Origin of the sequence: Nocardioides luti (assembly GCF_014212315.1) — a bacterium.
Classification (GTDB): domain Bacteria; phylum Actinomycetota; class Actinomycetes; order Propionibacteriales; family Nocardioidaceae; genus Nocardioides; species Nocardioides luti.
In genome coordinates this window covers 526,427-550,682 of sequence record NZ_JACKXE010000001.1, presented here as the reverse complement: position 1 = coordinate 550,682, position 24,256 = coordinate 526,427, and the positions used below count along the sequence as shown (strand labels likewise).

At 73.9% G+C, this 24,256-nt stretch carries 26 protein-coding genes; 19 read left to right on the top strand and 7 right to left on the bottom strand.

Features of this window, described 5'->3' with window-relative positions; genetic code table 11:
- The first annotated feature begins 11 nt into the window (after positions 1–11).
- On the top strand, positions 12–1,364 hold the full coding sequence (locus H5V45_RS02575) for a hypothetical protein (protein WP_185251495.1): 1,353 nt from the start codon (positions 12–14) through the stop codon (positions 1,362–1,364).
- Positions 1,351–1,884 (top strand): SigE family RNA polymerase sigma factor, encoded by a 534-nt coding sequence (locus H5V45_RS02570; RefSeq protein ID WP_185251494.1) that lies wholly within the window; start codon positions 1,351–1,353, stop codon positions 1,882–1,884. Before H5V45_RS02575 ends, H5V45_RS02570 begins: the two co-directional genes overlap by 14 nt.
- A gap of 7 nt (positions 1,885–1,891) precedes the next feature.
- Here the strand turns inward: H5V45_RS02570 and H5V45_RS02565 are convergent, their stop codons facing one another.
- On the bottom strand, positions 1,892–2,827 hold the full coding sequence (locus H5V45_RS02565) for a hypothetical protein (RefSeq protein ID WP_185251493.1): 936 nt from the start codon (positions 2,825–2,827) through the stop codon (positions 1,892–1,894).
- Between the two features lie 36 nt (positions 2,828–2,863).
- Between H5V45_RS02565 and H5V45_RS02560 the strand changes: the two genes are divergently transcribed.
- Entirely contained in the window at positions 2,864–3,163 is a 300-nt protein-coding gene (locus H5V45_RS02560) for a thiamine-binding protein (protein ID WP_185251492.1), read from the top strand.
- On the top strand, positions 3,163–3,861 hold the full coding sequence (locus tag H5V45_RS02555) for a DUF3105 domain-containing protein (protein WP_185251491.1): 699 nt from the start codon (positions 3,163–3,165) through the stop codon (positions 3,859–3,861). Before H5V45_RS02560 ends, H5V45_RS02555 begins: the two co-directional genes overlap by 1 nt.
- 1 nt (position 3,862) lies before the next feature.
- Here the strand turns inward: H5V45_RS02555 and H5V45_RS02550 are convergent, their stop codons facing one another.
- Entirely contained in the window at positions 3,863–4,642 is a 780-nt protein-coding gene (locus H5V45_RS02550; RefSeq protein WP_185251490.1) for a GNAT family N-acetyltransferase, read from the bottom strand.
- A gap of 121 nt (positions 4,643–4,763) precedes the next feature.
- Between H5V45_RS02550 and H5V45_RS02545 the strand changes: the two genes are divergently transcribed.
- Genes H5V45_RS02545 through H5V45_RS02535 form a run of 3 tightly spaced genes read left to right on the top strand, consistent with a single transcriptional unit; the run spans position 4,764 to position 6,180 of the window.
- Positions 4,764–5,174, top strand: coding sequence for a YjbQ family protein (locus H5V45_RS02545; protein ID WP_185251489.1), 411 nt, complete (start codon positions 4,764–4,766; stop codon positions 5,172–5,174).
- Entirely contained in the window at positions 5,171–5,752 is a 582-nt protein-coding gene (locus H5V45_RS02540; RefSeq protein WP_185251488.1) for a GNAT family N-acetyltransferase, read from the top strand. Before H5V45_RS02545 ends, H5V45_RS02540 begins: the two co-directional genes overlap by 4 nt.
- Positions 5,753–5,808: 56 nt before the next feature.
- Entirely contained in the window at positions 5,809–6,180 is a 372-nt protein-coding gene (locus H5V45_RS02535; RefSeq protein ID WP_221633876.1) for a hypothetical protein, read from the top strand.
- Positions 6,181–6,189: 9 nt separating this feature from the next.
- On the opposite strand, the gene H5V45_RS22200 is transcribed toward H5V45_RS02535, so the two are convergent.
- Positions 6,190–6,297: a twin-arginine translocase TatA/TatE family subunit gene (locus H5V45_RS22200; protein ID WP_281385813.1), complete on the bottom strand. Its 108-nt coding sequence runs from the start codon at positions 6,295–6,297 to the stop codon at positions 6,190–6,192.
- A gap of 245 nt (positions 6,298–6,542) precedes the next feature.
- Positions 6,543–7,595, bottom strand: coding sequence for a glycosyl hydrolase family 18 protein (locus tag H5V45_RS02530; RefSeq protein WP_185251486.1), 1,053 nt, complete (start codon positions 7,593–7,595; stop codon positions 6,543–6,545).
- Positions 7,596–7,655: 60 nt separating this feature from the next.
- Between H5V45_RS02530 and H5V45_RS02525 the strand changes: the two genes are divergently transcribed.
- The 11 genes from H5V45_RS02525 to H5V45_RS02475 all read left to right on the top strand — a co-directional run bounded on the left by H5V45_RS02525 (position 7,656) and on the right by H5V45_RS02475 (position 19,194).
- On the top strand, positions 7,656–8,093 hold the full coding sequence (locus tag H5V45_RS02525) for an NUDIX domain-containing protein (RefSeq protein WP_185251485.1): 438 nt from the start codon (positions 7,656–7,658) through the stop codon (positions 8,091–8,093).
- Between the two features lie 7 nt (positions 8,094–8,100).
- Positions 8,101–8,832 carry a sulfite exporter TauE/SafE family protein gene (locus H5V45_RS02520; protein ID WP_343061387.1) on the top strand — a complete coding sequence of 244 codons (732 nt, stop codon included), beginning with the start codon at positions 8,101–8,103 and terminating at the stop codon, positions 8,830–8,832.
- A gap of 35 nt (positions 8,833–8,867) precedes the next feature.
- Positions 8,868–9,800 carry an SMP-30/gluconolactonase/LRE family protein gene (locus H5V45_RS02515; RefSeq protein WP_185251484.1) on the top strand — a complete coding sequence of 311 codons (933 nt, stop codon included), beginning with the start codon at positions 8,868–8,870 and terminating at the stop codon, positions 9,798–9,800.
- A gap of 19 nt (positions 9,801–9,819) precedes the next feature.
- Positions 9,820–11,724 (top strand): 1-deoxy-D-xylulose-5-phosphate synthase, encoded by a 1,905-nt coding sequence (gene dxs / locus H5V45_RS02510; protein WP_185251483.1) that lies wholly within the window; start codon positions 9,820–9,822, stop codon positions 11,722–11,724.
- Positions 11,705–13,111, top strand: a complete 1,407-nt coding sequence (locus H5V45_RS02505) for a hypothetical protein (RefSeq protein WP_185251482.1) — start codon at positions 11,705–11,707, stop codon at positions 13,109–13,111. Before dxs ends, H5V45_RS02505 begins: the two co-directional genes overlap by 20 nt.
- 27 nt (positions 13,112–13,138) lie before the next feature.
- Entirely contained in the window at positions 13,139–14,638 is a 1,500-nt protein-coding gene (locus tag H5V45_RS02500) for an APC family permease (protein ID WP_185251481.1), read from the top strand.
- Between the two features lie 46 nt (positions 14,639–14,684).
- Positions 14,685–15,911, top strand: a complete 1,227-nt coding sequence (locus H5V45_RS02495; RefSeq protein ID WP_185251480.1) for a hypothetical protein — start codon at positions 14,685–14,687, stop codon at positions 15,909–15,911.
- Positions 15,912–15,961: 50 nt separating this feature from the next.
- Positions 15,962–17,104 (top strand): CDP-glycerol glycerophosphotransferase family protein, encoded by a 1,143-nt coding sequence (locus tag H5V45_RS02490; protein ID WP_185251479.1) that lies wholly within the window; start codon positions 15,962–15,964, stop codon positions 17,102–17,104.
- Positions 17,105–17,214: 110 nt separating this feature from the next.
- Positions 17,215–17,571, top strand: a complete 357-nt coding sequence (locus H5V45_RS02485) for a hypothetical protein (protein ID WP_185251478.1) — start codon at positions 17,215–17,217, stop codon at positions 17,569–17,571.
- Positions 17,561–18,061 carry a hypothetical protein gene (locus tag H5V45_RS02480; RefSeq protein ID WP_185251477.1) on the top strand — a complete coding sequence of 167 codons (501 nt, stop codon included), beginning with the start codon at positions 17,561–17,563 and terminating at the stop codon, positions 18,059–18,061. Before H5V45_RS02485 ends, H5V45_RS02480 begins: the two co-directional genes overlap by 11 nt.
- A 221-nt stretch (positions 18,062–18,282) precedes the next feature.
- Positions 18,283–19,194 (top strand): homocysteine S-methyltransferase family protein, encoded by a 912-nt coding sequence (locus tag H5V45_RS02475; RefSeq protein WP_185251476.1) that lies wholly within the window; start codon positions 18,283–18,285, stop codon positions 19,192–19,194.
- 6 nt (positions 19,195–19,200) lie between these two features.
- On the opposite strand, the gene H5V45_RS02470 is transcribed toward H5V45_RS02475, so the two are convergent.
- A complete protein-coding gene (locus tag H5V45_RS02470; protein WP_185251475.1) occupies positions 19,201–20,142 on the bottom strand; it encodes an MBL fold metallo-hydrolase in 942 nt (313 codons plus the stop codon).
- A gap of 1 nt (position 20,143) precedes the next feature.
- Entirely contained in the window at positions 20,144–20,485 is a 342-nt protein-coding gene (locus tag H5V45_RS02465) for a DUF2200 domain-containing protein (RefSeq protein WP_185251474.1), read from the bottom strand.
- Between the two features lie 29 nt (positions 20,486–20,514).
- On the opposite strand from H5V45_RS02465, the gene H5V45_RS02460 reads away from it, so the two are divergent.
- The gene (locus H5V45_RS02460; protein WP_185251473.1) at positions 20,515–22,017 is read left to right on the top strand and encodes an amidase; all 1,503 of its coding nucleotides are present in this window, start codon (positions 20,515–20,517) and stop codon (positions 22,015–22,017) included.
- A 6-nt stretch (positions 22,018–22,023) separates the two neighbouring features.
- On the opposite strand, the gene H5V45_RS02455 is transcribed toward H5V45_RS02460, so the two are convergent.
- Positions 22,024–24,225 (bottom strand): CocE/NonD family hydrolase, encoded by a 2,202-nt coding sequence (locus H5V45_RS02455; RefSeq protein ID WP_185251472.1) that lies wholly within the window; start codon positions 24,223–24,225, stop codon positions 22,024–22,026.
- Positions 24,226–24,256 lie beyond the last annotated feature (31 nt).

Below are 24,256 nucleotides of genomic sequence, written 5' to 3'. Positions count from 1 at the left end.
GAGGAGGACCCATGAGCACGCTGCACGAACGCCTGGCCGCGCTGGCCGACGAGGCGCCGTCCGCCCTGCCCGAGACCGGGTTGTGGGAGCGGGGGCGGCGCTACGGGCGGGTGCGCCGCGCCGGCACCGTCGCGATCGCGCTGGTCGCCGTGCTGGTCCTGGTCGGGATCGCCGGGGTGACCTGGCAGCAGGGACGGGTGCCCGACCCGGCGCCCGCCGGTCCTGCCCCGGGGCTGCCGGACCGGATCTGGTCGCCGAGCCCCTGGCTGGACGGCACGGAGGAGGGCGGTCCGCTGGGGCAGCTCGCCGCGCTGCTCCCCGCGGCTCGCGGGGAGATGGTCGGCAGCCACCTCGCGCTGGTGGGGATCTCGGCCGAGACGGGGGACTACCGCTTCCTGGACCTCCCCGACGCGGCGTACCAGCTCGGCATCACCGACGCGGCGCTGTCGCCCGACGGGCGGCACGTGGCCTACTGGCTGACCGGCACCCCGTCGGGGGCCGCCAACCCCGGCTCGGCGGAGGTCCCGGTCGTGGGCGTGGGGCTCTACGACACGACGACGGGCGAGGTGACGGCGTACCGCCCGACCGTCGAGCACGGGCTGATGCCGATGACGCTCGCCTGGGCCGACGCCGACCACCTCGTCGTCGACGCCGGCCAGATCACCGAGAGCGCCGCGGAAGGGGGCAGCGGCTTCGGTGCGTCGTCGGACGGTCCGCAGATCTGGACGGTCGGCGAGCCGGGCCCGGCGGCCGCCACCGAGGGGCGGGGCGCGCGGTACGTCGCCGCCGCCGGGGCAGGCCTCCTGCTGAGGGACGGCTCGCACCACAGCGTCGTCGTCAGCCGGGTCGAGGACCCGAGCGCCACGCTGACGAGGTTCCGCGTGCCCGGGGACGAGGGGCTGGTGGTCAGCCGGGCGCTGGACGCCACGGCGACCCGGTTCGCCACCCTGGACCCGGGCGTCACCCCGGGCGACCTGCTGGCCGGCCCGATCTCGGACGGCGGGGCCGGAGGACCGCGACAGGCCCAACTCGTGCGGGTCCCGCGGACCGGGAGCACGGTGTCCGTGCTCGGCTGGACCGACCCCGAGCACGTGGTGACGCTCCGCGAGCTGGGGCCGGGCTCCGAGGGCATGGACGTGGTGCGGGTGACGGTGCCGTCGGGCGGCGCCGAGACGCTGATCCGCTCGACCGCCCACGAGTCGCTCAACCTCCAGCTCGCGACCGACCTGCTGGCCGACCCGACGGTGGCGGGGGTGGAGCCGCCGACGCCGCTCGACCCGCGGCTGACGGTGCTTCTCGGCGTGCTCGCCCTCGGTGCGGGCGGGCTCGGGCTGCGCTGGTGGAGGCGACGTGTCCGGGCCTGACGCGTCGGGGCGGTCGGCCGGGCCCGGTCGGGCCGGGTTCGAGGAGTTCGTGGCGGCCCGTCGGCAGGCGCTGCTGCGGACGGCGTACCTCCTCACGGGCAGTCACGACGACGCCGAGGACCTGGTGCAGGTGGCGCTGGTCAAGGCCGTGCCGCACTGGGGCCGGATCGCGCACCACCCGGAGCCGTACGTCCGGACGATCCTGGCGCGGGAGAGCGTGTCGCGCTGGCGCCGCCGACGGTGGCGGGAGGTGCCGACCGAGGTGCTGCCGGACCGGGTGGCGCCCCCGGGTGTCGACAGGAGCGACGGCCTGGACCTGCGCGCGGCGCTCGCGCTGCTCGCGCCGCGGCAGCGGGCGGTGGTCGTGCTGCGCTACTACGAGGACCTCACCGAGCGGCAGACCGCCGACGCGCTGGGGGTGTCGGTGGGCACCGTGAAGTCGCAGGCGCGCGACGCGCTCGCCCGGCTGCGGACGCTCGTGCCCGGGCTCGACGACGAGACGGCGACCACCCGCGGGTAGCCGGGTCCTAGCTCGGCGGCGGTGAGCTGCGGATCGGGGTGCCCGGGATGGAGAGGGCCGTGCCGGTCACGCCGGTCAGCGCGTTCTCGCACGTGCCCGAGGGGATCGAGCAGCTGAGCAGGTGCCAGACGTCGCCGTCCGGCGGGGAGATCAGCGAGGCCGTCTCCACCTCGACGGTGAACGAGTCCGGCGCCAGCCAGACCAGCTGGCGGACCGGGCCGTCCGGGATCGCCGGGGTGACGTCGTCGCCGCCGTCGAAGGTGCGGACCCGGAGCCTGTCCTGCGCTCCGAATGACGTCACGTAGCCGCCCGAGGGGGAGAGGCGGTGCTGCTGGAGGAGCCGGACGGTGCGGGTCCCGTGCTGATCGACCATCGGCCGGCGGTACGGCTGGGCGATGTAGTCGTTCGGGACCGCGCTCGGGGTGTAGGCGGCATGGTCGTCGAGGAAGACGCACGCGATCACGTCGCAGGACGTCGGGATCCGGTCGGCCAGCACGATCCGGTGCCGGACGCTGTCGTAGACGCGCAGGTCGCCGCTGCCGGCCCCCGCGAAGGCGACGTACCGTCCGCCCGGGTCCGCCGTGAGGCGGGTCCACGCCGGGTCCGAGCGCCCGATCCGGCGCACGTCCCCGCCCTCGACGGCGTACGTCGCCCCGCGGGTGTCCTGCACGACGAAGCCGGTCCGGGTCTGCAGGAAGGTCGCCGGGTGGGCGATGCCGGTGTCGATCGGACCGTCCGGGGTGCGGATCACCGAGCTGAGCATGACCGCCGGGACCACGTGGTGCTGGGCCGCCGGGGTGGGCTCCGGAGCCGGCTCGGACGACGAGGCCGCAGCCGCCGGCGACGAGCTGTCCGGCGCCGGGGCCTCCGCGCTCGGCGTACAGCCGGCGAGCGCGACCAGCGCCGCCACCCCTGCCACCGCGCCCGCGCGCCACCCCGTCACCGGGCCATCCTCCACCGCCCGGGCTAGGTTGGGGACATGATCGTGGCCTTCAGCATCTCCCCGACCGCCGCCGACGAGACGGGCGGTGTGTCCGAGGCCGTGGCCGCCGCCGTGCGCGTCGTGCGCGAGTCCGGGCTGCCCAACGAGACCAACGCGATGTTCACGAACATCGAGGGCGAGTGGGACGAGGTGATGGCGGTCGTGAAGCAGGCCGTCGAGGTCGTCGCCGCCGTGTCGCCGCGGGTCGGGCTGGTGCTCAAGGCCGACATCCGCCCGGGGTACGACGGCCAGCTGACCGCCAAGGTCGAGCGGGTCGAGCGCGCCCTGGAGCGCTGATGTCGGAGCTCTTCCCGCCCCGTCCCGAGACCGACGCCGAGTCGGACGCCCAGTCGGACTCCGCGCCCGGGCCGGTGTACGGACCCGAGCGCGAGCCCGCCCCCGAGCCGCGTCGCAGCCGGTGGCCCATCGTGCTGGCGATGGGCTCCGCGGTCCTCGTGATCGCGCTCGCCGTCCTCGTCCCGGTGGCCGTCCAGCAGGTGCGGGCCGACCAGGACGCCCAGGACGCGACGGTGGCGGCCGCGAACCTCGACGACGTGCAGGTGTTCGTCGACGAGCGCACCGACCACGTGTCGGGCGACGTCGACTACGACGCCGTCCCGCCCGCCGGCGGCCCGCACGACCCCGAGTGGCTGGACTGCGGCGCCTACGACGCCCCGGTCCGCGACGAGAACGCCGTGCACGACCTCGAGCACGGCGGCGTCTGGATCACCTACGACCCGGACCTCGACGCGGCCGACGTCGCGACGCTGGAGGCGGCGCTGCCCGAGGACGGGATCATGTCGCCGTACGACGGCCTGCCGGCGCCGGTCGTCGTGACGGTCTGGGAGCGCCAGCTCCGGCTCACGGGCGCCGACGACCCGCGGCTGGCGCTGTTCGTCGCCGCCTTCGGCGACGGCCACACCGCGCCCGAGCCGTTCGCCTCGTGCGCCGGCGGACTCACCGACGGCAGCGGCGGCGACAGCACGACCGTGTGAGTTACGGCTGGCCCGCGCGCTCGGCGGAGGCCTGGCGCTCGACGGTGCGGAAGCCCAGGTCGCGGTAGACCGGCAGCCCGTGCCCGTCCCGGCTGCCGACGACCAGCAGCCGCTCCACGCCCGGGTGCTCGCGCGCCTGGCGCCCCGCGAGGTGCACGAGGGTCCCGGCCAGCCCGCGGCCGCGGAAGTCGCGGAGCACGTCGACGGCCTGCATCCGGACCACGCCGTCGCCGGTCGGCACGGTGCCGATCCCGGCGACCATCCGCTCGCCCTCGAACGCGCCGAACCAGCACCCGCCGCTCCGCTCCGCGATCCGGCGTTCGGTCGCGACCCGGCGCTGCACCGTGTCGGCGGTCGCGCCCGAGCACTCCGCGACCAGCTCGACGCGCTGCTGCCAGTCGGTGTCGCCGTGCAGAGGACGCACGCGGGCGGACAGGTGCGGGCTGCGGGGCGCCGCGGGCTCGGCGGCGGTCAGGGCCTCGGTGAGTGCGACCCGGAAGCCCGCACGCTCGAGGGGGTCGAGGTCGTCCGGCGTCGCGTGCGGGTCGTCCACGGCGTACGCCCGGTGCCGGGCATCGGGGAACGTCTCGCGGAAGAGGTCGTCGAGGCGGCCCAGCTCCGGCGTGGTGGGTCGCCGGCGGAGGAGGAGGAAGTTGGCCCAGGTCGCGGTGGGCCGGTCGGGGGACCGGACGGCCACGAAGTTGCGGTGGTGCTCGACCGTGCTGCCCCCGAGGGCGAGCAGGGCCAGGTCGGAGCGCCACGACACCGACAGCACCTCCATGCGCGGAGGCTAGCGTCCCGGCACGGCTCGGGTGGGTCGCGCGCGAGACGTTGTCGTTTCGTCGCGGTAACCCCCGGCGTCACCGGCAACCCGCTGGGGAGCCGGCTGACAGGATGGCCCGATGGACTCCGAGACCCGCACCTACCGCACCGGCGACCGCGAGGCGGTCCTCGACCTCACGGCCGACTGCACGGCGTACGCCGCCGGCCGCGGCGACGGGCTGCTCCACGTCTTCGTGCCGCACGCCACCGCCGGGATCGCGATCCTCGAGACCGGCGCCGGCAGCGACGACGACCTGCTGGCCGCCCTCGCCGACCTGCTCCCGGCCGACGACCGGTGGCAGCACCGGCACGGCAGCCCGGGCCACGGGCGCTCGCACGTGATGCCCGCGATCGTGCCGCCCTACGCCACCGTCCCGGTGCTGGACGGTCGCCTGGCGCTCGGCACCTGGCAGAGCATCTGCCTCGTGGACCTCAACGTCGACAACCCCGTCCGCGAGGTGCGGCTGAGCTTCCTGGCGGACCGCGGATGAGCGCGACGTCGATCCGGGAGGCGCGGCCCGCGGACCGTGAGGGCGTACGCCGGGTGGTGCGCGAGGCCTTCGACGGGCACGGCGACGACGTCGTCGCGATGGTCGACGCACTGGACGCCTCGGGCGCCACCCGCACCAGCCTCGTGGCCGAGGCGGACGGAGCGGTCGTGGGCCACGTCCAGCTCAGCCGCTCCTGGGTGGACGCCCGTCGCGCCCTGGTCGAGGTGCTGGTGCTCAGCCCGCTCGGCGTGCTGCCGTCGCACCAGGGGTCCGGGACCGGGACGGCGCTGCTGAGCGCCGCGGTCGCGGCCGCCCGCGCCTCGGGCGCACCGGCCGTGTTCCTGGAGGGCTCGCCGGACTTCTACGGCGCCCGGGGGTGGGAGCGGGGGAGCGCGCTCGGCTTCGAGCGGCCGTCGGTGCGGATCCCGGACCCGGCGTTCCAGGTGGTCGCGTTCGACGCCCGCGAGGAGTGGATGACCGGGCGGCTGGTCTACGCCGAGCCGTTCTGGGCGCTGGACTGCGTCGGCCTGCGCGACCCGCTGCTCGCGGAGCTCGAAGCGCGCTTCGCGGTGGGCTGACCGCCGGGACCACCGTTCGGTCGAACAGGTGTTCGACCATGGCGTACGCTCGAGCCATGCCCACGTACGTCGCCCCGCCCGGCTGGCCCGCCGAGGTCCGCCCGCCCGACGCCCCCGACTGGGAGCGGACGGCGCACAACTGGCTGCTCGACATCTGCCCGCCGGACTACCGCGGCTATCCCGCGCTCCGGCGCCACCTGGTCGTGCTGGCCCGCTTCGCCGTGCTCCACGTCGAGGCCTCCCAGGCCGCGGCGCGCCGCGGGATCAGCGAGGCCCGCTCCGACCTGCGCGACGTGGCTCTGCTCGACGTCGTCGAGGCGGCCGTGCAGACCTGGCAGGCCGAGGACGCCCGCCTGCAGGGCCTGCGCCGCGCGGTCGGCCTCGTCGAGGAGGCGATCCGCGGGCGGCGGTTCGTGGCGCGGCTCTGACCCGCGGGCTCAGCGCCGGCGGTTCGACAGCATCGTGACCACGAGCACCAGCAGCGCGATCGGGACCAGCACGACGATCGCGATGATGAGCAGCTCGAAGACGCCCAGACCGAACATGGCTCGACGGTACCCCCGTCCGTGGCGCCTATGTGGTTGATCGGTGTCATCCGGTGACACCGATCGACCACACAGGGCGTGGTGGTTTCGAGACAGGCGCCAGGGCGCCTTCCTCAACCACCGGGTGACGCCAGGGCGCCTTCCTCAACCACCGGGTGACGCCAGGGCGCCTTCATCACCCACCGGGTGACGCCAGGGGTGGTTTCGAGACGGTCGCTGCGCGACCTCCTCAACCACCGGGGCAGTCAAAGGGTGTCGGTGGAGCCGAGCCGCCACAGGGCGAGCCCGCGGACGCCGTACGACGCGGCGAGGGCCTGCCGCTTGCGGAACGACCGGCCGTCGGACCACCACAGGACCGTGCCGTTGGAGAGGCGGGCGGTCCACTCGGCCGCCCGGCGCTTCCAGACGGCCTTCGCGCCGTCCTTCTGCACGAGTCGGCGGGCGGCGGGGACCGTCACGGTGCGGCCGGTGCCGTGCTTCGGCCAGGTGTAGCCGTAGCCGGCCACGCCGAGGTCGACCTGGTCCACCGGCACCCTCGAGGTCAGGGTGTCGAGGACGTCGCGCTGCCACGCGAGGCCGCCGACCGGCCCGGGGCCGGACCAGCCGGGGCCGTGCTGGTCGTAGGTCATCACCGCGACCACGTCGGCCACCCCGGCGATCGCCGCCAGCCTGTAGCCGCGGGCCCGGAACTCCCGCAGGTCGGTGGAGGCCATCAGGTCGACGGTGACCGTCTTCGCAGCCGGCATCCGGGACTGCAGCTCGCTCATCAGCAGCACCAGCCCGTCGGCGTCCTTGCGGTGCAGCGACTCGAGGTCGACGGTGATGCCGTCCCAGCCCTGGTCGACGGCGATGTCGGCGAGCCGCTGGGCGACCGCCCGCACGTGGTCGTCGTCGCGGAGCAGCCGGGCCGCCGCGGTGGAGTCGAAGTCGCCGATCTCGCTGCTGTAGTTGTGGATCAGCAGCTCGGCACGCAGGCCGTCGTCGTGCGCGGTGCCCAGCAGGCGCACGGCGCCGTCGCTCGGGTCGGCGACGCCGGCCCCGTCGGAGTCGAGGGCGACGCCGTCGACGCCGAGCTCGTCGAGCCCGGAGGCGTTGTCGTGGACCAGCCGGTCGGGAGCGCCGTCCAGCACGTAGCCGGTCACCAGCGGCGCCGCCTGGCCCCGCGGGTCGGCGTGGGCGGCCGCCACGGGGGAGGCGGGCAGGACGGTGGAGGAGGTCGCCGCGAGGACGATCGTGGCCAGGAGTGCCGTCGCCGACGACGTACGGCGGGAGCTCGGTCCCGAGTGGTGCCGCTGCATGCCCCGCACGATGCCACGGCGGCGCCGGGTCGGCAGGCCTTCGCCGGTAACCTGAGCGCCGTGCACCGGTTCTCCAGCGTCGCCCTCGTCGACCCCCGCGGGTGGGTCCTGCTCCAGGAGCGCGACGAGCACCCGGTGATCGACCCCGAGCGCTGGGGCTTCCCGGGCGGCAGCGTGGAGGAGGGCGAGACCTACGAGCAGGCGGCCTACCGCGAGCTCGAGGAGGAGACCGGGGTCCGCCTCGACGGTGGTCTCGAGGCGCTCGGCCCGTTCCTGGTCTTCCACGAGCACTGCGGCCAGGACGACGAGTTCACCCTGTTCGTCGGGGCCACCACCCTCACCGACGCCGGGATCGAGTGCCACGAGGGTCGCCAGATGGTCTTCGTCGACCCGGCCGTGGCGCCGACGCTCGACCTCACCGCCGCCGCGGGCATCGCCCTGCCCGCCCTGCTCGACTCGCCGGCGTACGCCGCTGCCGTCGCCCCCACCACCGCGTGACCCCCGCGTGATCGCGGGCGTCTCCACGGGTGCCCTGGCGCTCGTGTTCCTGGCCGTCCTCGTGGGCAGCACCATGCAGGCCGTCGTCGGCCTCGGCATCGGCCTGGTCGCCGCGCCGGTCATCACGATGGCCGAGCCGCAGCTGATGCCGGGCGTGCTGATCGCGCTCGCGCTGCTGCTCCCGTGCGTGACCCTGCTGCACGACCACGAGGACATCGACTGGCCCGGCCTCAACTGGTCGCTCCCGTCGCGCATCGTCGGCACCGCCCTCGGCGTCTGGGTGGTGTCGCACCTGTCCGAGCGCGAGCTCGGGATCTCCGTCGGGGGCATGGTGCTCGTCGCGGTGCTGCTGACCTGGAAGGTCGTGACGGTGCCGATCACCCGCACCAGCCTGAGCGTCGCCGGCTTCATCGGCGGCGTGACCGGGACGGCCACCTCGATCGGCGGGCCGCCGTACGCCCTGCTCTACCAGCACCGCCCGCCGCACCAGATCCGCAGCACGATGGCGGTCTACTTCCTCATCGGCGCCGCGATCAGCCTGGTCGGCCTGACGATCTCGGGTGACCTGACCCTGCACCAGCTGCACGCGTGCGCGGTGCTGCTCCCGGCCGTCGTGCTGGGCGTGGTCGCCGGGATCCCGCTGCGGCGTCGGCTCCCGGCCCACGTCGTCCGGCCCGCCGTGCTGGTCATCAGCGCGGCCAGCGCGGTCGTGCTCGTCGTCCGTTCCCTCGCGGGCTGAGCGACGGGGCTTGACCGGTGCGCCACGATGGCCCGGTGAGCAGCCAGCGCATCGACGTCGTCCTCGTCCCCTCCCACGGCGCCGAGGACGTGGTCGTCGCGACCCACGGTCCCGACGAGGGGTCGGTGTTCACCGGGACCGAGGACGGCAGCGTCTACCGGGTCTCCCACGACGGCCGCCGCATCGAGCGGGTCGCCCAGACCGAGGGGCGCCCCCTGGGGCTCGAGCTCGACGGCGACGGTCGCCTGCTGGTGTGCGACGCGCGTCGCGGCCTGCTGCGCGTCGACACCGCGAGCGGCGCGGTCGAGCGGGTCACGGACTCGGTCGCCGGCCGCCAGATGCGCTTCTGCAACAACGCCGCCATCGCGGGCGACGGCACGGTGTGGTTCTCCGACTCCTCCACGCAGTTCGGCATCGACCGCTGGAAGGACGACTTCGTCCAGAACACCCGCACGGGGCGGCTGCTCCGCCTGGGCACGGACGGTGCCGTCGATGTGGTGCTCGACGGGCTGGCCTTCGCCAACGGGGTCGCGCTCAGCGCGGACGAGTCGTACGTCGCGGTCGCCGAGACCGGGGCCCGCACGGTGGTCCGCCACTGGCTCACCGGGGAGCGGGCCGGCACCCGCGACTTCCTCGTGCAGGACCTGCCGGGCTACCCCGACAACATCGCCCGCGGCTCCGACGGCCTGGTCTGGGTCACGATCGCCTCACCGCGCGACCCGGTCGTCGAGCGGCTCCAGACGAGCCCGCCCTGGCTGCGCCGCCAGGTCACCCGGATCCCCGAGAGGGTCCAGCCGAAGCCGAAGCGCACCGTCCGCGTCCAGGCGTACGACGACGCGGGGGCCCTGGTGCACGACGTCGACGTCGACACGCCGGGCTACCACATGGTGACCGGCGTCCGGGAGCACGAGGGCCGGGTCTGGCTCGGCAGCCTGCACGAGCCCGCCATCGCGGTCGTCACCCTCTAGCCGCGTAGACTCGGCCGCTATGGGAACTCTCGACTCGATCACCTCGCCGCGCGCCCTGCGCGACCTCGGTGACGCCCAGCTGGAGGCCCTGGCGGCCGAGATCCGCGACCTGATGATCCGCACGGTCGCGACGAACACCGGTCACCTCGGTCCGAACCTCGGCGTCGTGGAGCTGACGCTCGCGATCCACCGCGTCTTCGACTCGCCGACCGACCGCATCGTCTTCGACACCGGCCACCAGTCCTACGTGCACAAGCTCGTCACCGGCCGCGCCGGCGACTTCGGCACGCTGCGCCGCGAGGGCGGCATGAGCGGCTACCCCAGCCAGGCCGAGTCGGACCACGACATCGTCGAGAACTCCCACGCCTCCACGGCGCTCAGCTACGCCGACGGCCTCGCGAAGGCCTACACGATCCGCGGCGAGAACCGCCACGTCGTCGCGGTCATCGGCGACGGCGCCCTCACGGGCGGCATGGCGTGGGAGGCCCTGAACAACATCGCGATCGCGAAGAAGAGCCGCCTGGTCATCGTCGTCAACGACAACGGCCGCTCCTACACGCCGACGATCGGCGGCCTCGCGACCGCGCTGACCGCGCTGCGCACGAGCCCGCGCTACGAGAACGTCCTCGACCTCGTCAAGCGCCGGCTCAACGCGGTGCCGGGCGTCGGCCCGGCGGCGTACGACGCCCTCCACGCGATGAAGAAGGGCGTCAAGGACGCCCTCGCGCCCCAGGGCCTCTTCGAGGACCTCGGCCTGAAGTACGTCGGTCCCGTCGACGGGCACGACCGCGCCGCGATGGAGCAGGCGCTGAGCCAGGCCAAGAAGTTCAACGGCCCCGTGATCGTGCACGCGATCACCCGCAAGGGCTACGGCTACGACCCGGCCGAGCGGCACGAGGCCGACCAGTTCCACGCGCCCGGCCCCTTCGACGTGCAGACCGGCGCCGAGAAGCCCAAGGGCCGGATCTGGACCGACTACTTCTCCGACGCCATCGTCGAGGTCGGCGAGCGCCGCCCGGACGTCGTCGGCATCACCGCCGCGATGATGCACCCGGTCGGGCTCGACGCCTTCCAGGCCCGCTTCCCCGAGCGCACCTTCGACGTCGGCATCGCCGAGCAGCATGCGGCCACGTCCGCCGCAGGCCTCGCGCTCGGCGGGCTGCACCCGGTCGTCGCGCTGTACGGCACGTTCCTCAACCGCGCCTTCGACCAGGTGCTGATGGACGTCGCCCTGCACAAGTGCGGCGTCACCTTCGCGCTGGACCGCTCCGGCGTCACCGGGGACGACGGCGCCAGCCACAACGGCATGTGGGACATGTCGATCCTCCAGGTGGTGCCGGGCCTGCGGCTGGCGGCCCCGCGCGACGCGACCCGGCTGCGCGAGTTGCTCGACGAGGCCGTCGACGTCGACGACGCCCCGACCGTGCTGCGCTACCCCAAGGGCCCGCCGCCCGAGGACATCCCGGCGGTCGGCAAGGCCGGCGGCACCGACGTGCTCCTGCGCAACGGCCCCCGGGACGTGCTCGTCGTCGGCATCGGCTCGATGGCCGGCACCGCCGTCGAGGTGGGGGAGCGGCTCGTCGCCCAGGGCATCGGCGTCACCGTCATCGACCCCCGCTGGGTCATGCCGGTCGACCCCGCGATCGTCGACCTGGCCCGCGAGCACCGGCTGGTCGTCAGCATCGAGGACAGCGGCCGGGTGGGCGGCGTCGGCTCGAGGCTGCTCCAGACCCTCAACGACGCCGGCGTGCGCACGCCCTTCCGCCTGCACGGCATCCCGCAGGAGTTCCTCGACCACGCGAAGCGCAACGCGATCCTGGAGCGGATCGGGCTCACCCCGCAGGCGCTCGCCCTCGGGATCGTCGAGGACATGAGCGCGCTCGCCGAGGGCCGGGCCACGGTCGATGCCGACCGGCTCGGCTAGCCGGTTCCTCGCGCTCGCCCTCGCGGCGAGCTGCCTGGTCGCGTGCTCGGACGACGGCTCGGACGAGCCGCCGGCGCCCCGCGCGCCCGTCGCCGCGGACGTCGCCCGCGCGATCACCAAGGCCCTGGACCGCCGCGCGACCGCGGTCCGGGAGGCCGACCCCACGACGTACGACAAGGGCCTGGCGCCGGGCCGCCGCTTCGCGCAGCGGCAGCACACCTACTTCGCCAACCTCACCCAGCTCCCGCTCTCGACCTTCGACTACACCCTCGACCCGGCGAGCCTGGTGCGCGACGGCGACGCCTACTGGGCGGTGGTCCGGGTGCGGATGCAGCTGGATGGTTTCGACGACCGGCCCGTGACGACTCCGGACCGCTACCTCTTCCGACCGGCGCGGCCCGGCTCGTCCCGGATGGTGCTGGCGTCGACGACCGACGCCGCCTGGGAGAAGCGCAACCACGTCGAGCCGCAGCCGTGGGACTCCGGCCCGATCGAGGTCCGCACCGGGCCGGGCGTCCTCGGCATCTTCGACGCCGGGAGCGTGCAGCACGCCGGCACCGTCGTCGGCTCGGTGGTCGACGCCATCGCGGGCGTGTCCGCCTTCGTGCCCTACCCCTGGACCCGGGCGGTGGTCGTCTACGCCCTCTCGACCAACGACTTCCTGAGCTCGATCGACGACCTGCCCACCGGTGACCCGGAGACCCTCGACGGCGTGGCCTTCCCCGTGCCGGTCGCGCCGGGGAGCCGTCGGCTGGCGGCGACGCGCTTCGTGCTGAACCCGTCGATGCTGGGGCGCTCCGGCCGCGAGCAGGAGCGGCTCGTGCGCCACGAGGTCACCCACGTCGCCGTGGGCGCGCACGACGACGGGGCACCGGTCTGGCTCAGCGAGGGGCTGGCGGAGTACGTCTCCGTCCGCCCGCTCGCGCCGCAGGACCGCGCGATCAGCCCCGAGGGTCTCGCGGCCGCCAAGGCCGGCCTCGACGGCCTGCCCGGCGACGACACCTTCAACGGCCCGGACGCGCGCCAGCACTACGCGGTCTCCTGGTGGGCGTGCGAGTACGTCGCCTCGGCGTTCGGCAGCCCGGCCCTGTGGTCGCTGCTGGACGCGATGGCCGCGAAGGGCGCCGACCCCGACGAGGTGCTGCAGCAGCAGCTCGGCCTGACGCCGGAGTCGCTGGCGAAGCGCGCCGGCCGGCTGATCGTCGCGACGTACGACCCCGACTCGCTGCTGCCGCCCGAGTCCACGCCGTCGCCGACGCCCTCCTCGTCACCGTCGGCGTCGCCGTCCGGGAGCCCGTCGGGGTCACCCTCCGGGAGCCCGTCCGGCAAGGCGTCCGGGTCCGCGTCCCCGTCCCCGGAGAGTCCCTCGCCCACCTCCACCGGCTGAGCGTCGCGAGGGGTTACGTTCTGCGGCATGAACGTGCTGCGCACCAAGTCCGTCGAACAGTCCATGGAAGACACCGAGGACCCGGACTTCAAGCTCAAGAAGTCCCTGTCGGCCCTCGACCTGACCGTCTTCGGCATCGGGGTGATCATCGGTGCCGGCATCTTCACGCTGACCGGCACCGCCGCCTCCCAGTTCGCCGGGCCGGGCGTCGTGTTCTCCTTCGCGATCGCCGCGGCGTGCTGCGGCCTCGCGGCGCTCTGCTACGCGGAGTTCGCCTCGACCGTGCCGGTCTCCGGGTCGGCGTACACGTTCTCCTACGCCACCATGGGCGAGCTCGTCGCCTGGATCATCGGCTGGGACCTCATCCTGGAGCTGATGCTCGGCGCCTCCGTGGTCGCCCAGGGCTGGAGCACCTACTTCGTGACCTTCCTCGAGGAGATCGGGCTCGGCTGGCCCGACTCGGTCGGCCCGGCCGACCCCGCGACGTTCTCCTGGGGCCACGTGAACCTCGCCGCGCTGCTGCTCGTCCTGGTGCTGACGGCGCTGATCGCCGTCGGCATCAAGGAGTCGATGCGCGTCAACCTGGTGCTGGTCGGCGTGAAGCTCTTCATCGTGCTGTTCGTGATCGTGGCCGGGCTGTTCTTCATCAAGGGCGGCAACTACTCGCCGTTCATCCCGCCGGCCGCCGACACCCCCACCGCGGGCGGGCTGACCCAGCCGCTCATCCAGTGGGCCTTCGGCCTCGAGCCGTCGACGTACGGCGTGCTCGGTATCATCTCCGGCGCCTCGATCGTGTTCTTCGCCTACATCGGCTTCGACGTGGTCGCCACGACCGCGGAGGAGGCCAAGAACCCGCAGAAGGACCTGCCCCGCGGCATCATCTTCTCGCTGGTGATCTGCACGATCCTGTACATGGCGGTCGCGCTGGTGATCACCGGCATGGTCCGCTACGACAAGATCGACACCGAGGCCGCGCTGGCCTCGGCGTTCCAGTCCGTCGGCCACGACGGCTTCGCCACGCTGATCGCCGCGGGTGCCGTCGCCGGTCTCACCACCGTCGTCATGACGCTGCTCATCGGCGCCGTCCGTGTGCTGTTCTCGATGAGCCGCGACGGCCTGCTGCCGCACGCCTTCGGCAAGACCAGCGCCCGCACGGGCACCCCGGTCCGGATCACCCTCACCATCGGCGGCCTGGTCGCCGCCGTCGCGGCGTTCACCCCGATCGACAAGCTCGAGGAGATGGTGAACATCGGGACGCTGTCGGCGTTCGCTCTCGTCTCGATCGCCGTGCCGATCCTGCGCAGGACCCGCCCCGACCTCGAGCGGGCCTTCAAGGTGCCGTTCAGCCCGGTGCTGCCGATCGTCGCCGCACTGGTCTGCGTCTACCTGATGGTCAACCTCAGCCTCGAGACCTGGCTGCGGTTCCTCGTGTGGATGGCGATCGGCTTCGTCATCTACTTCGTCTACGGCCAGCGGCACAGCTTCGTCACCGACGAGGGGGAGCGCAAGGAGGCGCCGACCGCCTGACGGCGACGTCACCGGGGGAGCCGTGCACCGACCTGCCGTCCGCCTCGTGGCGACCGGACTCACCGTCCTGGTCGCGCTCGTGGCGACCGGCTGCGACGACGCGGGACGGCGTACGTCGTCCTCGGCGGCCCCGGCCGCCACCGCTCCGGGCTCGCCGTCCGCCTCCACGGACCCGGCGCCGAGCGACCCGCGCCGGGCCGCCGTCGAGGCGCTGCTGGTCGACCGGGCCAGGGCGACGCTGGCCCACGACCGGCGCGGGTTCCTCGCCGGGGTCGGCGCACCGCACCGTGCGGCGCAGGTCGCGTGGTTCGAGCGGTACCGCTCGCTGCCGCTGGCCTCGTTCTCGTACGACGTGGGCATGCCCGACGTCTCGGTCCGCGACGCCGACCGGTTCGTCGCCGAGGTGGACGAGCTGGTGCAGCTCGGGCGCTTCGACGAGCAGCCCGTCTCGACCGAGCACCGCATGGAGTTCCGCCGCCTCGGCGGGCGCTGGCGGGTGGTGGCCGACGTCGTCTCCCGGGACGAGGTCTCGCAGGCGCCGTGGGACCTGCCGGGGGTGCACGTCGCCTTCCGCGGCCACTTCGGGGTCGTGACCGACGACGGCTCGGCCTCCCATGCGCCCGAGCTGCTGACGGCGGCCGAGGCGGCGCTGGAGCCGCTGCAGCAGGTGCTGCCCGACCACACGGACGCGATGCTGCTCATCGCGTTCTCCGACCCGGGGGCGTTCCGGACCGAGGGCATCGACCTCGCCGAGGTGGCCCAGCTCGGCGGCATCGCGGTCGACGTGCGCAACGAGGAGGGCGAGGCCTTCGCCTCCCGCGCACTGCTGTCCCCGTCGATGCTGACCGAGTCGTCCACCAACCAGCGGATCGTGATCCGCCACGAGTTCACCCACGTGGCGCTGCACGCCCTCGACCGGGTGCCGGCGTGGGTGACCGAGGGGATCGCGGACTACTACGCGTGGCTCCCCGAGCCCGACACCTACCTCGCCGACGGCGCCCGGCAGGCGGCGGAGCGGGGGATCGACGCGATGCCGGACAACGTCGCGTTCCGGCGCGACATGGGCACCAACTACGGCATCGCCTGGGCCTCGCTGCTGTGGCTCGCCGAGCGGTACGGACCCGAGGAGCCGCTGGCGCTGATGACGGCGCTCCAGGACGCGCACGCCGAGGCGCACGCCGACGCGGACGTGGTGCTCGAGGAGCGCTACCACCTGACCGTCGACGACCTCGCCGGGCGGGGCGGCGACCTGATCCGGGCGAGCTTCGACTGAGGCGACGGGCCGTTCTCCCGCTGTTCACGTGGCCCGACTAGGCTTGCTGAGTGCCCGAGGTCTCCGTCATCGCCTACTTCGCGGACGACCCGTCCCGGACCTACCAGCTGGTCCAGTGGCTGGCCGTCCTCGAGCGGCTGCACGACGAGCACGCCGTGGGCATCGTCGTGCGTGACGAGGAGTCCGCGACCCTGCTGCGCGGGCGCACCCGGCTGCCGGTGCTGTGCGCGCCGACCTTCCCCGAGCTGACGGCGCTGTACGACGACCTCGACGCCCGGGTGGTCCTGTACTGCAACAACTCGATGCTGAACTTCCAGTCGCTCATCAACGGTCGGATGCTGCACGTGCACATCAACCACGGGGAGAGCGACAAGCAGAGCATGGCGAGCAACAACGCCAAGGCCTACGACCGTGTGTTCGTGGCCGGGGAGGCCGCGGTGCTGCGGCACGAGGCCGGGCTGCTGGAGTTCGACACCCGCCGCCTGGTGCGGACGGGACGGCCGCAGCTCGACCTGCGACCGTCGTCGCTGCTGGTGAGCAGCCGGCGTCGTACCGTGCTCTACGCGCCCACCTGGGAGGGCGACGCGGACTACAACGACTACACCTCCCTCGACACCCTCGGCACGCAGATCGTGCGGGCGCTGCTGGCGGTGCCGGACGTGCGGCTCGTCTACAAGCCGCACCCCAAGATCGAGACGAGCCCCGTCGCCGACGTGCGCCGGGCGCACCGCAACGTCCTCGCCCTCGTCACCGAGGCGGCCCGCCGCGACCCGGCCGCCGGCCACGTCTCGATCACGACCGGCGACATCCTCGCCGTGATCCCGGACTGCGACGCGATGGTGACCGACGTGTCGTCGGTGGGCCTGGACTGGCTCTACCTCCGCACCGAGAAGCCGATCTTCCTCACCGACCGGCACCGCGACGCCGAGCGGCTGCGCGCCGAGGTCCCGGTGAGCCGCTGCGCCGACGTCGTCGACGCCGACTCCGTGGGTGACCTGACCGCGCTGGTCAGCGACCGGCTCGAGCAGGACGAGCACCACCTGGCCCGGGTCGCGATGCGGCACCACTACTTCGACGACCTCCAGGTGGGCGACAGCACCGTCCGCTTCCTCGACGCCGTCTCCGACCTGGTCGCCCTGCGCGACCGGTTGCTCGGCACGTCCCCGGACGACACCGCGGCGATCACGGCCTGATCTCGCGCCGGTCTCGGCGCGGTCGCGGCACCGACGTACGCCGGTCACGACTCGGCGACGGTCCGTGCTCCCGCCGGCCGCGTGGCCGGTCGCTGGCCCAGAGTGGCCCCATGACGGGGACCGACCGCTTCGGGATGGCTGCGGCCGCGTGGGTCCTGGTCGTGGTCGGGGCGACCGCCGGCCTGGTGCTGGCCGGTGTCCTCCTCGTCCACTGCGCCGGTGAGGACGAGCAGGTGCGCTGGTCGGACCCGGTCGTGCTCGACGGCAACGTCGTCCGGGTGTCGTACGTCGGCAGCGAGTGCCGCGACCACGCGTCCGTCGACGTCGACGAGTCGCCCGAGCGCGTCGTGATCACGGTGACCGAGTCGGTCGCTGCCGGCTCGTGCAGCGACGTCGGGGTGCTCTACACCGTCGACGCCCGGCTCGACGCGCCGCTCGGGGACCGCGAGCTGGTCGATGGGTCCTGAGGTCGAGGTCGAGGACGGGGCACCGAAGCGCCGGGCGACGCTGGTCGTGCTGGTAGTACTGGTCGCGCTCGTGGCAGCCGGTGCGGTCGTCTACGTCCGGTGGATCAAGCCCTACGTCATCGACATCCCGCCCCGTGCCGTGGACGCGGGGGGAGTGACCGTGCTCGTCGACGGGCGCACGCGGGGCTGGGGCTCCGAGGAAGGCCCAACGGCGGGTGTCGGCGTCATGGGTGAGCTCGGTCTGGTGGGCGGCCGGTGTGTCGGTTTCGTCGGGCCGTACGGGAAGGGGTCCGTGATCGTCTGGCCGGAGGGGACATCGGTGACGGGCAGCGGGCGGCAGGTGGCCATCACGTCCGAGGGTCACACGGTGCACCTGGGCGATCAGGTGGAGGGCGGCACCTCGCGGACCCGGTCGTTCCCGGGGCTCGATGACCTGGTGCCCGACGCCTGCCGGGACGTCCCGATGCTGGACGTCGGCCTCGGATCCTGATCGGGACGTCATGCGATGTGGTCGCCAGGGCGACCAGATCGTCGGACGTCCTGCAGCTCGGGACGTCGTACGGACGGAGCAGGGGCCTCCACCGTCCGCATGACGTCCGGCGTACCCGGCCCCACCCGGCTCGGCCGGCCCGCCGGCCCGGCCAGCCCCGACCTGCGACCATCACGCCGACTCATCGTTGCGGCCGGGGCCGGAGGGGACCACTCTGGAGCATGGACTCCACGCTGCCGCAGCTCTCGGGGACCCGGTTCGCCACCGACGGCGGCCTCGAGACCGACCTGATCTTCCACCACGGCGTCGACCTGCCCGAGTTCGCCGCGTTCCCCCTCGTCGACGACGCGCGCGGCCGGGAGCTGCTGACGGCGTACTTCGACGGGTACGCCGACGTCGCCCGGCGGGCCGGTGTCGGCCTGCTGCTCGAGACGCCGACCTGGCGGGCGAACCCGGACTGGGGCGCCCGGGTCGGGTACGACGCCGCGGCGCTCGACCGGGTCAACCGGGCGTCCGTCGAGCTGATGCGAGGCATCCGCGGCCGTCACGACGACCTGTCCGACGTGCTGCTCGGGGGCACGATCGGGCCGCGCGGCGACGGCTACCGCGCGGGGGAGCGGGCCGACCCGGACGAGGCGCAGGCCTACCACGCGCCGCAGGTCCGGGCGTTCGCCGACGCCGGGGCCGACCTCGTGACGGCGTACACGCTCACCGGCCCGGAGGAGGCCGTCGGCATCGTCCGGGCGGCCCGGGAGGCGGGGCTGCCCGTGGCGATCTCGTTCACCGTCGAGACCGACGGCCGGCTGCCCGACGGGACCCCGCTGGTGGCGGCGGTCGAGGGGGTCGACGAGGTGGCCGCGCCGGACTACTTCCTGGTCAACTGCGCCCACCCGACGCACGTCGCGCCCGGGCTCGACGGCGGGGCGTGGACGAGCCGCATCCTCGGCCTCCGCCCCAACGCCTCCACGCTCACCCACGCCGAGCTGGACGAGGCCGAGGAGCTCGACGACGGCGACCTCGGCGAGCTCACCGCGGCGTACGCCGCCCTGGTGCCTGCCTTGCCGGCCGTCACCGTGCTGGGGGGCTGCTGCGGCACCGACGCGCGGCACGTCGCGGCGCTCTGGGGCGTCTGAGACCCCTCAGCCGAGCCCGCTCCACGGATCCTCGCGGCGCCACACGGTCGGGAAGTGCAGGCTCACGCCGTCGGCCCGGGCCAGGTCGGCCAGGACGCGCACCGTGACGTCGAGGTCGTCGACGGCGTACGGCAACGCCCGCAGCGGGCGGTCGAGCGGCCGGAAGAAGTCGTCCCAGTGGGTCAGGACCACACGGCGCGCCCCGACGGCGCGGACCGTCTCGGCCCAGTAGGTGCGGACGTACTCCTGGCTCTGCACCCCGAGCTGGCCGGCCCCGAGGTAGGCGACGTCGGCGCGGCGCCCGCTGAGGGCGCCGGGCAGGTAGCCCGCACTGCCCTGCAGCAGCGCGGTCCGCCCGCTGGTGTGCTCCACGAGGATCGACCAGGCCTCGCCGCAGCGGTACGCCGCGGCCTTGGCCGGCGGCACGAGCGGCTCGTCGATGGTCCCGGGCATGCGGTCGGGCGGGCAGTGGTGCGACTCGACGAGGGTGAGCGTGAAGGCGCCGTAGGTCATCGGCTCGCCGGGTGCCGCGACCCGGAGGCGCTCCTCGGGCAGGCCGTGCCCGCGTCCGATGTTGGCCGCGGACGTGCCTCCGACGAGCACGGCGCCGGTCCGCTCGGCGACGACCGCGGAGTCCTGGGCGTGGTCGTAGTGCGTGTGCACCGGGAGCACCGCGTCCAGCCGCTCGATCCCGGCGCGGGCGAGCGACGCGTCGATCCGGGCGAGGTCGGGGGAGAGCCGGCGCAGCGCGACCGTCGGGAGCGACGGCCGGCTGAAGAAGCCGTCGGTCAGGATCGCGGACTCGCCGTCGTCGAGCAGCAGCGTCGCGACTCCGAGGAACGTCACGGACAGCGCGTCACCGCCCGCGGCCCCGGCGGGGGCCGCCGCCGGCACGTCGAAGCGGTCGGCGTACCTGCCGAGGTCGGGTCGCCCCCGCTTGAGCCGCACGTCAGCCCCTCAGCACCTTGCTCATCGCCTTGCCGCGGGCGAGCTCGTCGACCAGCTTGTCGAGGAACCGGATCTGCTGCATCAGCGGGTCCTCCACCTCCTCGACCCGGATCCCGCACACCACTCCGGTGATCAGGTGGACGTGCGGGTTGAGGGTCGCCTGCGCGAAGAACTCCTCGAAGGTCGTCCCGGCCGCGAGGTGGTGCTCCAGGTCGGCGGCGTCGAAGCCGGTCAGCCACGTGATCACCTCGTCGAGCTCGGCCTGGCTGCGGCCCTTGCGCTCCACCTTCGCCACGTAGTGGGGGTAGACCGAGGCGACACTCGTCTGGAAGATCCGGCTCATCCGCGTGAGGGTAGCCCTAGGCTCCGGCCATGGACCAGAGCGAGTACCTCACCTCCGACGCGACGACCCTGGCCGGCCTGGTGGCCGGTGGCGAGGTGACCGCCGCCGAGCTCCTCGCCCTGGCGCGCGAGCGCCGCGACGCCGTCAACCCGGCGCTGAACGCGGTCGTCGTGCCGCTGGACGAGGTGGCGGACGCGCAGGCCGCCGACCCCGGGCTGTCGGGGCCGTTCGCGGGGGTGCCGTTCCTGGTCAAGGACCTCGGCCAGGAGTACGCCGGCTACCCGACGTCCAACGGCTCGCGGGCGCTCCGCGACGACGTGGCCGACCGGCACGCGCTCGTGACGCAGCGGTTCCTCGACGCGGGCCTGGTCGTCTTCGGCAAGACCAACACCCCGGAGTTCGGCGCCAAGGGCCTCACCGAGCCCGACCTGTGGGGCCCGGCCCGCAACCCGTGGAGCGTGGGCCACACCCCGGGCGGCTCGTCCGGCGGGTCCGGCGCGGCCGTCGCGGCGGGCATCGTGCCGGCCGCCGGCGCCAACGACGGCGGGGGATCGGTGCGGATCCCGGCCGCGTGCAACGGCCTGGTCGGTCTCAAGACCAGCCGGGGCATCGGCCCGTCCGGCCCGCAGACCGGCGAGGTGATGTTCGGGATGGTCACGCAGGGCGTGGTGTCCCGGACCGTCCGCGACAGCGCCGCGCTGCTCGACGCGATCATCGGGCCCGACGCCGGGGCGCCGTACGACGGAGCGCGCCCCACGACGTCGTTCGCCGACGCGATCCGGGAGCGGCCGGGCCGGCTGCGCATCGGGTACTCCTGTTCGTCCGCGATCAACGCCAGCCCGGACCCCGAGGCCGTCGCCGCCGTGGAGCAGGCCGCCGCGCTGCTGACCGAGCTGGGTCACGAGGTCGAGGAGGTCGCGCCGCCGCACGACGACGAGGCGCTGGCGCGCGACTTCCTGACGATCTGGTTCGCCCAGCTGTACGCCCAGGTCGCCGACGTGAAGCGCCGCCTCGGTTCGCCGGACAGCCACTTCGAGGCCGACACCCTGGCCACCGCCGAGCTCGGCCGGGCCGCGGGGATGCTGCCGCTGCTGCAGTCGCTCGCCCGCGTCAACGACCACACCCGGGCGCTCGCGGGCTTCCACGAGACCCACGACCTCTTCCTCACCCCGACCCTGGCCCGGCCGCCGCTGGCCGTCGGCGAGCTCACCACGCCGCGCAACCTGCAGCGCGCCGCCCGGGTCGTCGCGCGCACGCGCGGCGGCAGGATCCTCACGGCCACCGGGATGATCGACCAGCTGATCCAGGACAACCTCGGCTGGGTGCCCTACACCCAGCTCGCCAACCTGACCGGCCGCCCGGCCATCAGCGTGCCGACCCACTGGACCGCGGCCGGCCTGCCCCTGGGCATCCAGCTGGTCGGCGCCCTCGGGACGGACGGCCTGCTGCTGCAGGTCGCGGCCCAGCTCGAGGAGGCGCGCCCGTGGTTCCACCGGTACGCCGACCTCGACCCCTCCCTGCCGCGACCCTGAGCGCGGCTACCCGGCGAACGTCCGGCAGGGCTGGCTGCGCAGCGAGGCGCACGCGGGCGCCTTCTTCGGCACCGCGACGCCCTTCACCAGCGGGAGCACGAGCTTCGACGGGTGCCGACGGTCCGCGGCGATCCGGACCCGCTCGCCGTGGGCGATCGTGTCGAAGGCCCAGAGCGGCCGCGCGCCGCCGGGGGCGTCGACGGTGATCCGCAGCCGCGAGCCGGCCCGGAACGCCTGGGCGAACGGGAACAGCTCGACGCGCACCTTCGTGAAGCGTCCGGTCGGCAGGGGAGCGGCGTCCGCCTCGAGGTCGGTGTGGACCGGCGAGATCGGCGTCGACGCGGCCCGGTCGAGCTTGCGGTGGCTGGTGCGCAGCCAGCCCGACTGCACGTAGACCTCGGTGCCGTTCGGTCGCACCTCGCTCAGCGTCACCTCGAGGTCGGTGTCGCGGGCGGGGGTGCGGACCCACAGGTCGACCGAGCCGGTGCCGATCGCGACCACGGTCCTCCGCAGCGGCTTGCTGACCCAGCCGAGCCCCTTGCCGGCCGGGATCTGCCGCCAGTCGTAGGCCGGGTGCGCCTTCCAGATGCCGCTGCTCGAGCCGGTGTAGTCGGTCGCCGGCAGGGCGGCCGGGTCCGCGCGGTAGGAGCGCGGCTTCGCCTTCCCGGGGCCGTGGGCCGGCTTGTCCGACCGCAGCGCGCCGTGGGGTGAGAGGAACCACGACCGCGGCGTCGCCGAGGGGATCGGCCAGGAGGAGAAGGACTTCTCGTAGCGCGGCAGCGGCGCACCGGACGGCGCGCCCTGGGCGGCGCCCTCCTCGAAGAGGATCCGGATCGGCTTGGCGCTCTCGTAGGACTTCTTGGCCTGCTCGTAGCTCATGCCGTCGTACGTCGGACCCGGCGGCAGCGACTGCCCGTTCACGCCGGTCAGGGCGTTGGCGAGGATCGGGGCGACGAACGACTTGGCGTTGCCCGGGACTCGGTGGCCGACGTAGAGGTCGAGGAAGTCGGCGTACCGACCGAAGACGCCGAGGCTCAGCGACTCGGTGTGCGAGCCGTTCGTCATCGTCGCGAACAGGTGCGGCGACGAGGAGAAGTCATCGAGGATCGCCGGGAAGTGCCCGCCGGTCTGCTCGTCCTGCCAGGCGCCGGCGAGGAAGACCGGCACGTCGATCTTCGGGGCGAAGTGGCTCTGGTTCAGCGGCTCGTAGTACCGCTGGTCGTAGAACGGGTTGTCCCGGATCAGCGCGAGCGGGTCGGGGTTCTGCAGCCGCAGCGCCTGGTTGTCCGCGCACACGGTGTCGCCCTTGTCGACCCGCGGCTGCTCCCAGCCCTCGCCGTACGGCGCCGCGTCGGCCTGCCGCTGAGCGGCCCACGGGACCGCGAAGCCGGTGTTCAGGATGCCGCCGGGGTACAGCGTGCCGCGATAGGTGTCGTCGATGACCGACAGCGGCGTGATCGCCGACAGGTGCGGCGGCTGGGTCCGCGCGACGTACAGCTGCGAGATGCCGGGGTAGGAGATGCCGACCATGCCGGCCTCGTGGTGCGCCGCCCACGGCTGCGCCGCGATCGTCTCGATGGCGTCGTAGCCGTCGAGGCTCTGGATCGGCTCGAAGTTGAGGAACGAGCCGCCCGAGCAGCCGGTGCCGCGGATGTTCACGCCGACGTAGGCGAAGCCGAGGTTGGTGTAGAGCTGGGAGAACGTCGTGTTCGCCGGGTTGCTCGGGTCGTAGCCGGAGTACTCCACGACCGTCGGGAACGGCCCGTTGCCCGAGGGCAGCACGACGTTCGCCGACAGCGTGGTGCCGTCGCGGGTGGTGATGTAGTTGAAACCCTTGGTGAGCGTCTGGCCGTCGTAGAACGACTGCGGCGGCGGGGCGTCGTCGAAGTCGGCGACCGTCACCGGCGTCGCGGACGCGGGGTCGCCGGCGGTGCGGACGGTGTAGGCGCCGGCGTCCAGCTCGCGCCAGGCGAGGCTGCCCGCGGAGTCCACCGTGCCGGTCGCGACGACGGCCGAGGCGCCGTCCAGCAGCTCCAGCTGGGCGCCGGGCGTGGCGTCGACGACGTACACCTGGTTGACGCTCGGGCGGACCGTGAAGACCGTCGGGTCGGCAGCGCTGGCGGCACCGGCACCGGTGCCGGTGAGGGCGCCGGCGAGGAGGGCCACGAGGGCAAGGGCAGCGACGCTGGCGCGCCGGGGAGTTCGCATGGCGTGATGCTGCCACGATCCGGACGGCCTG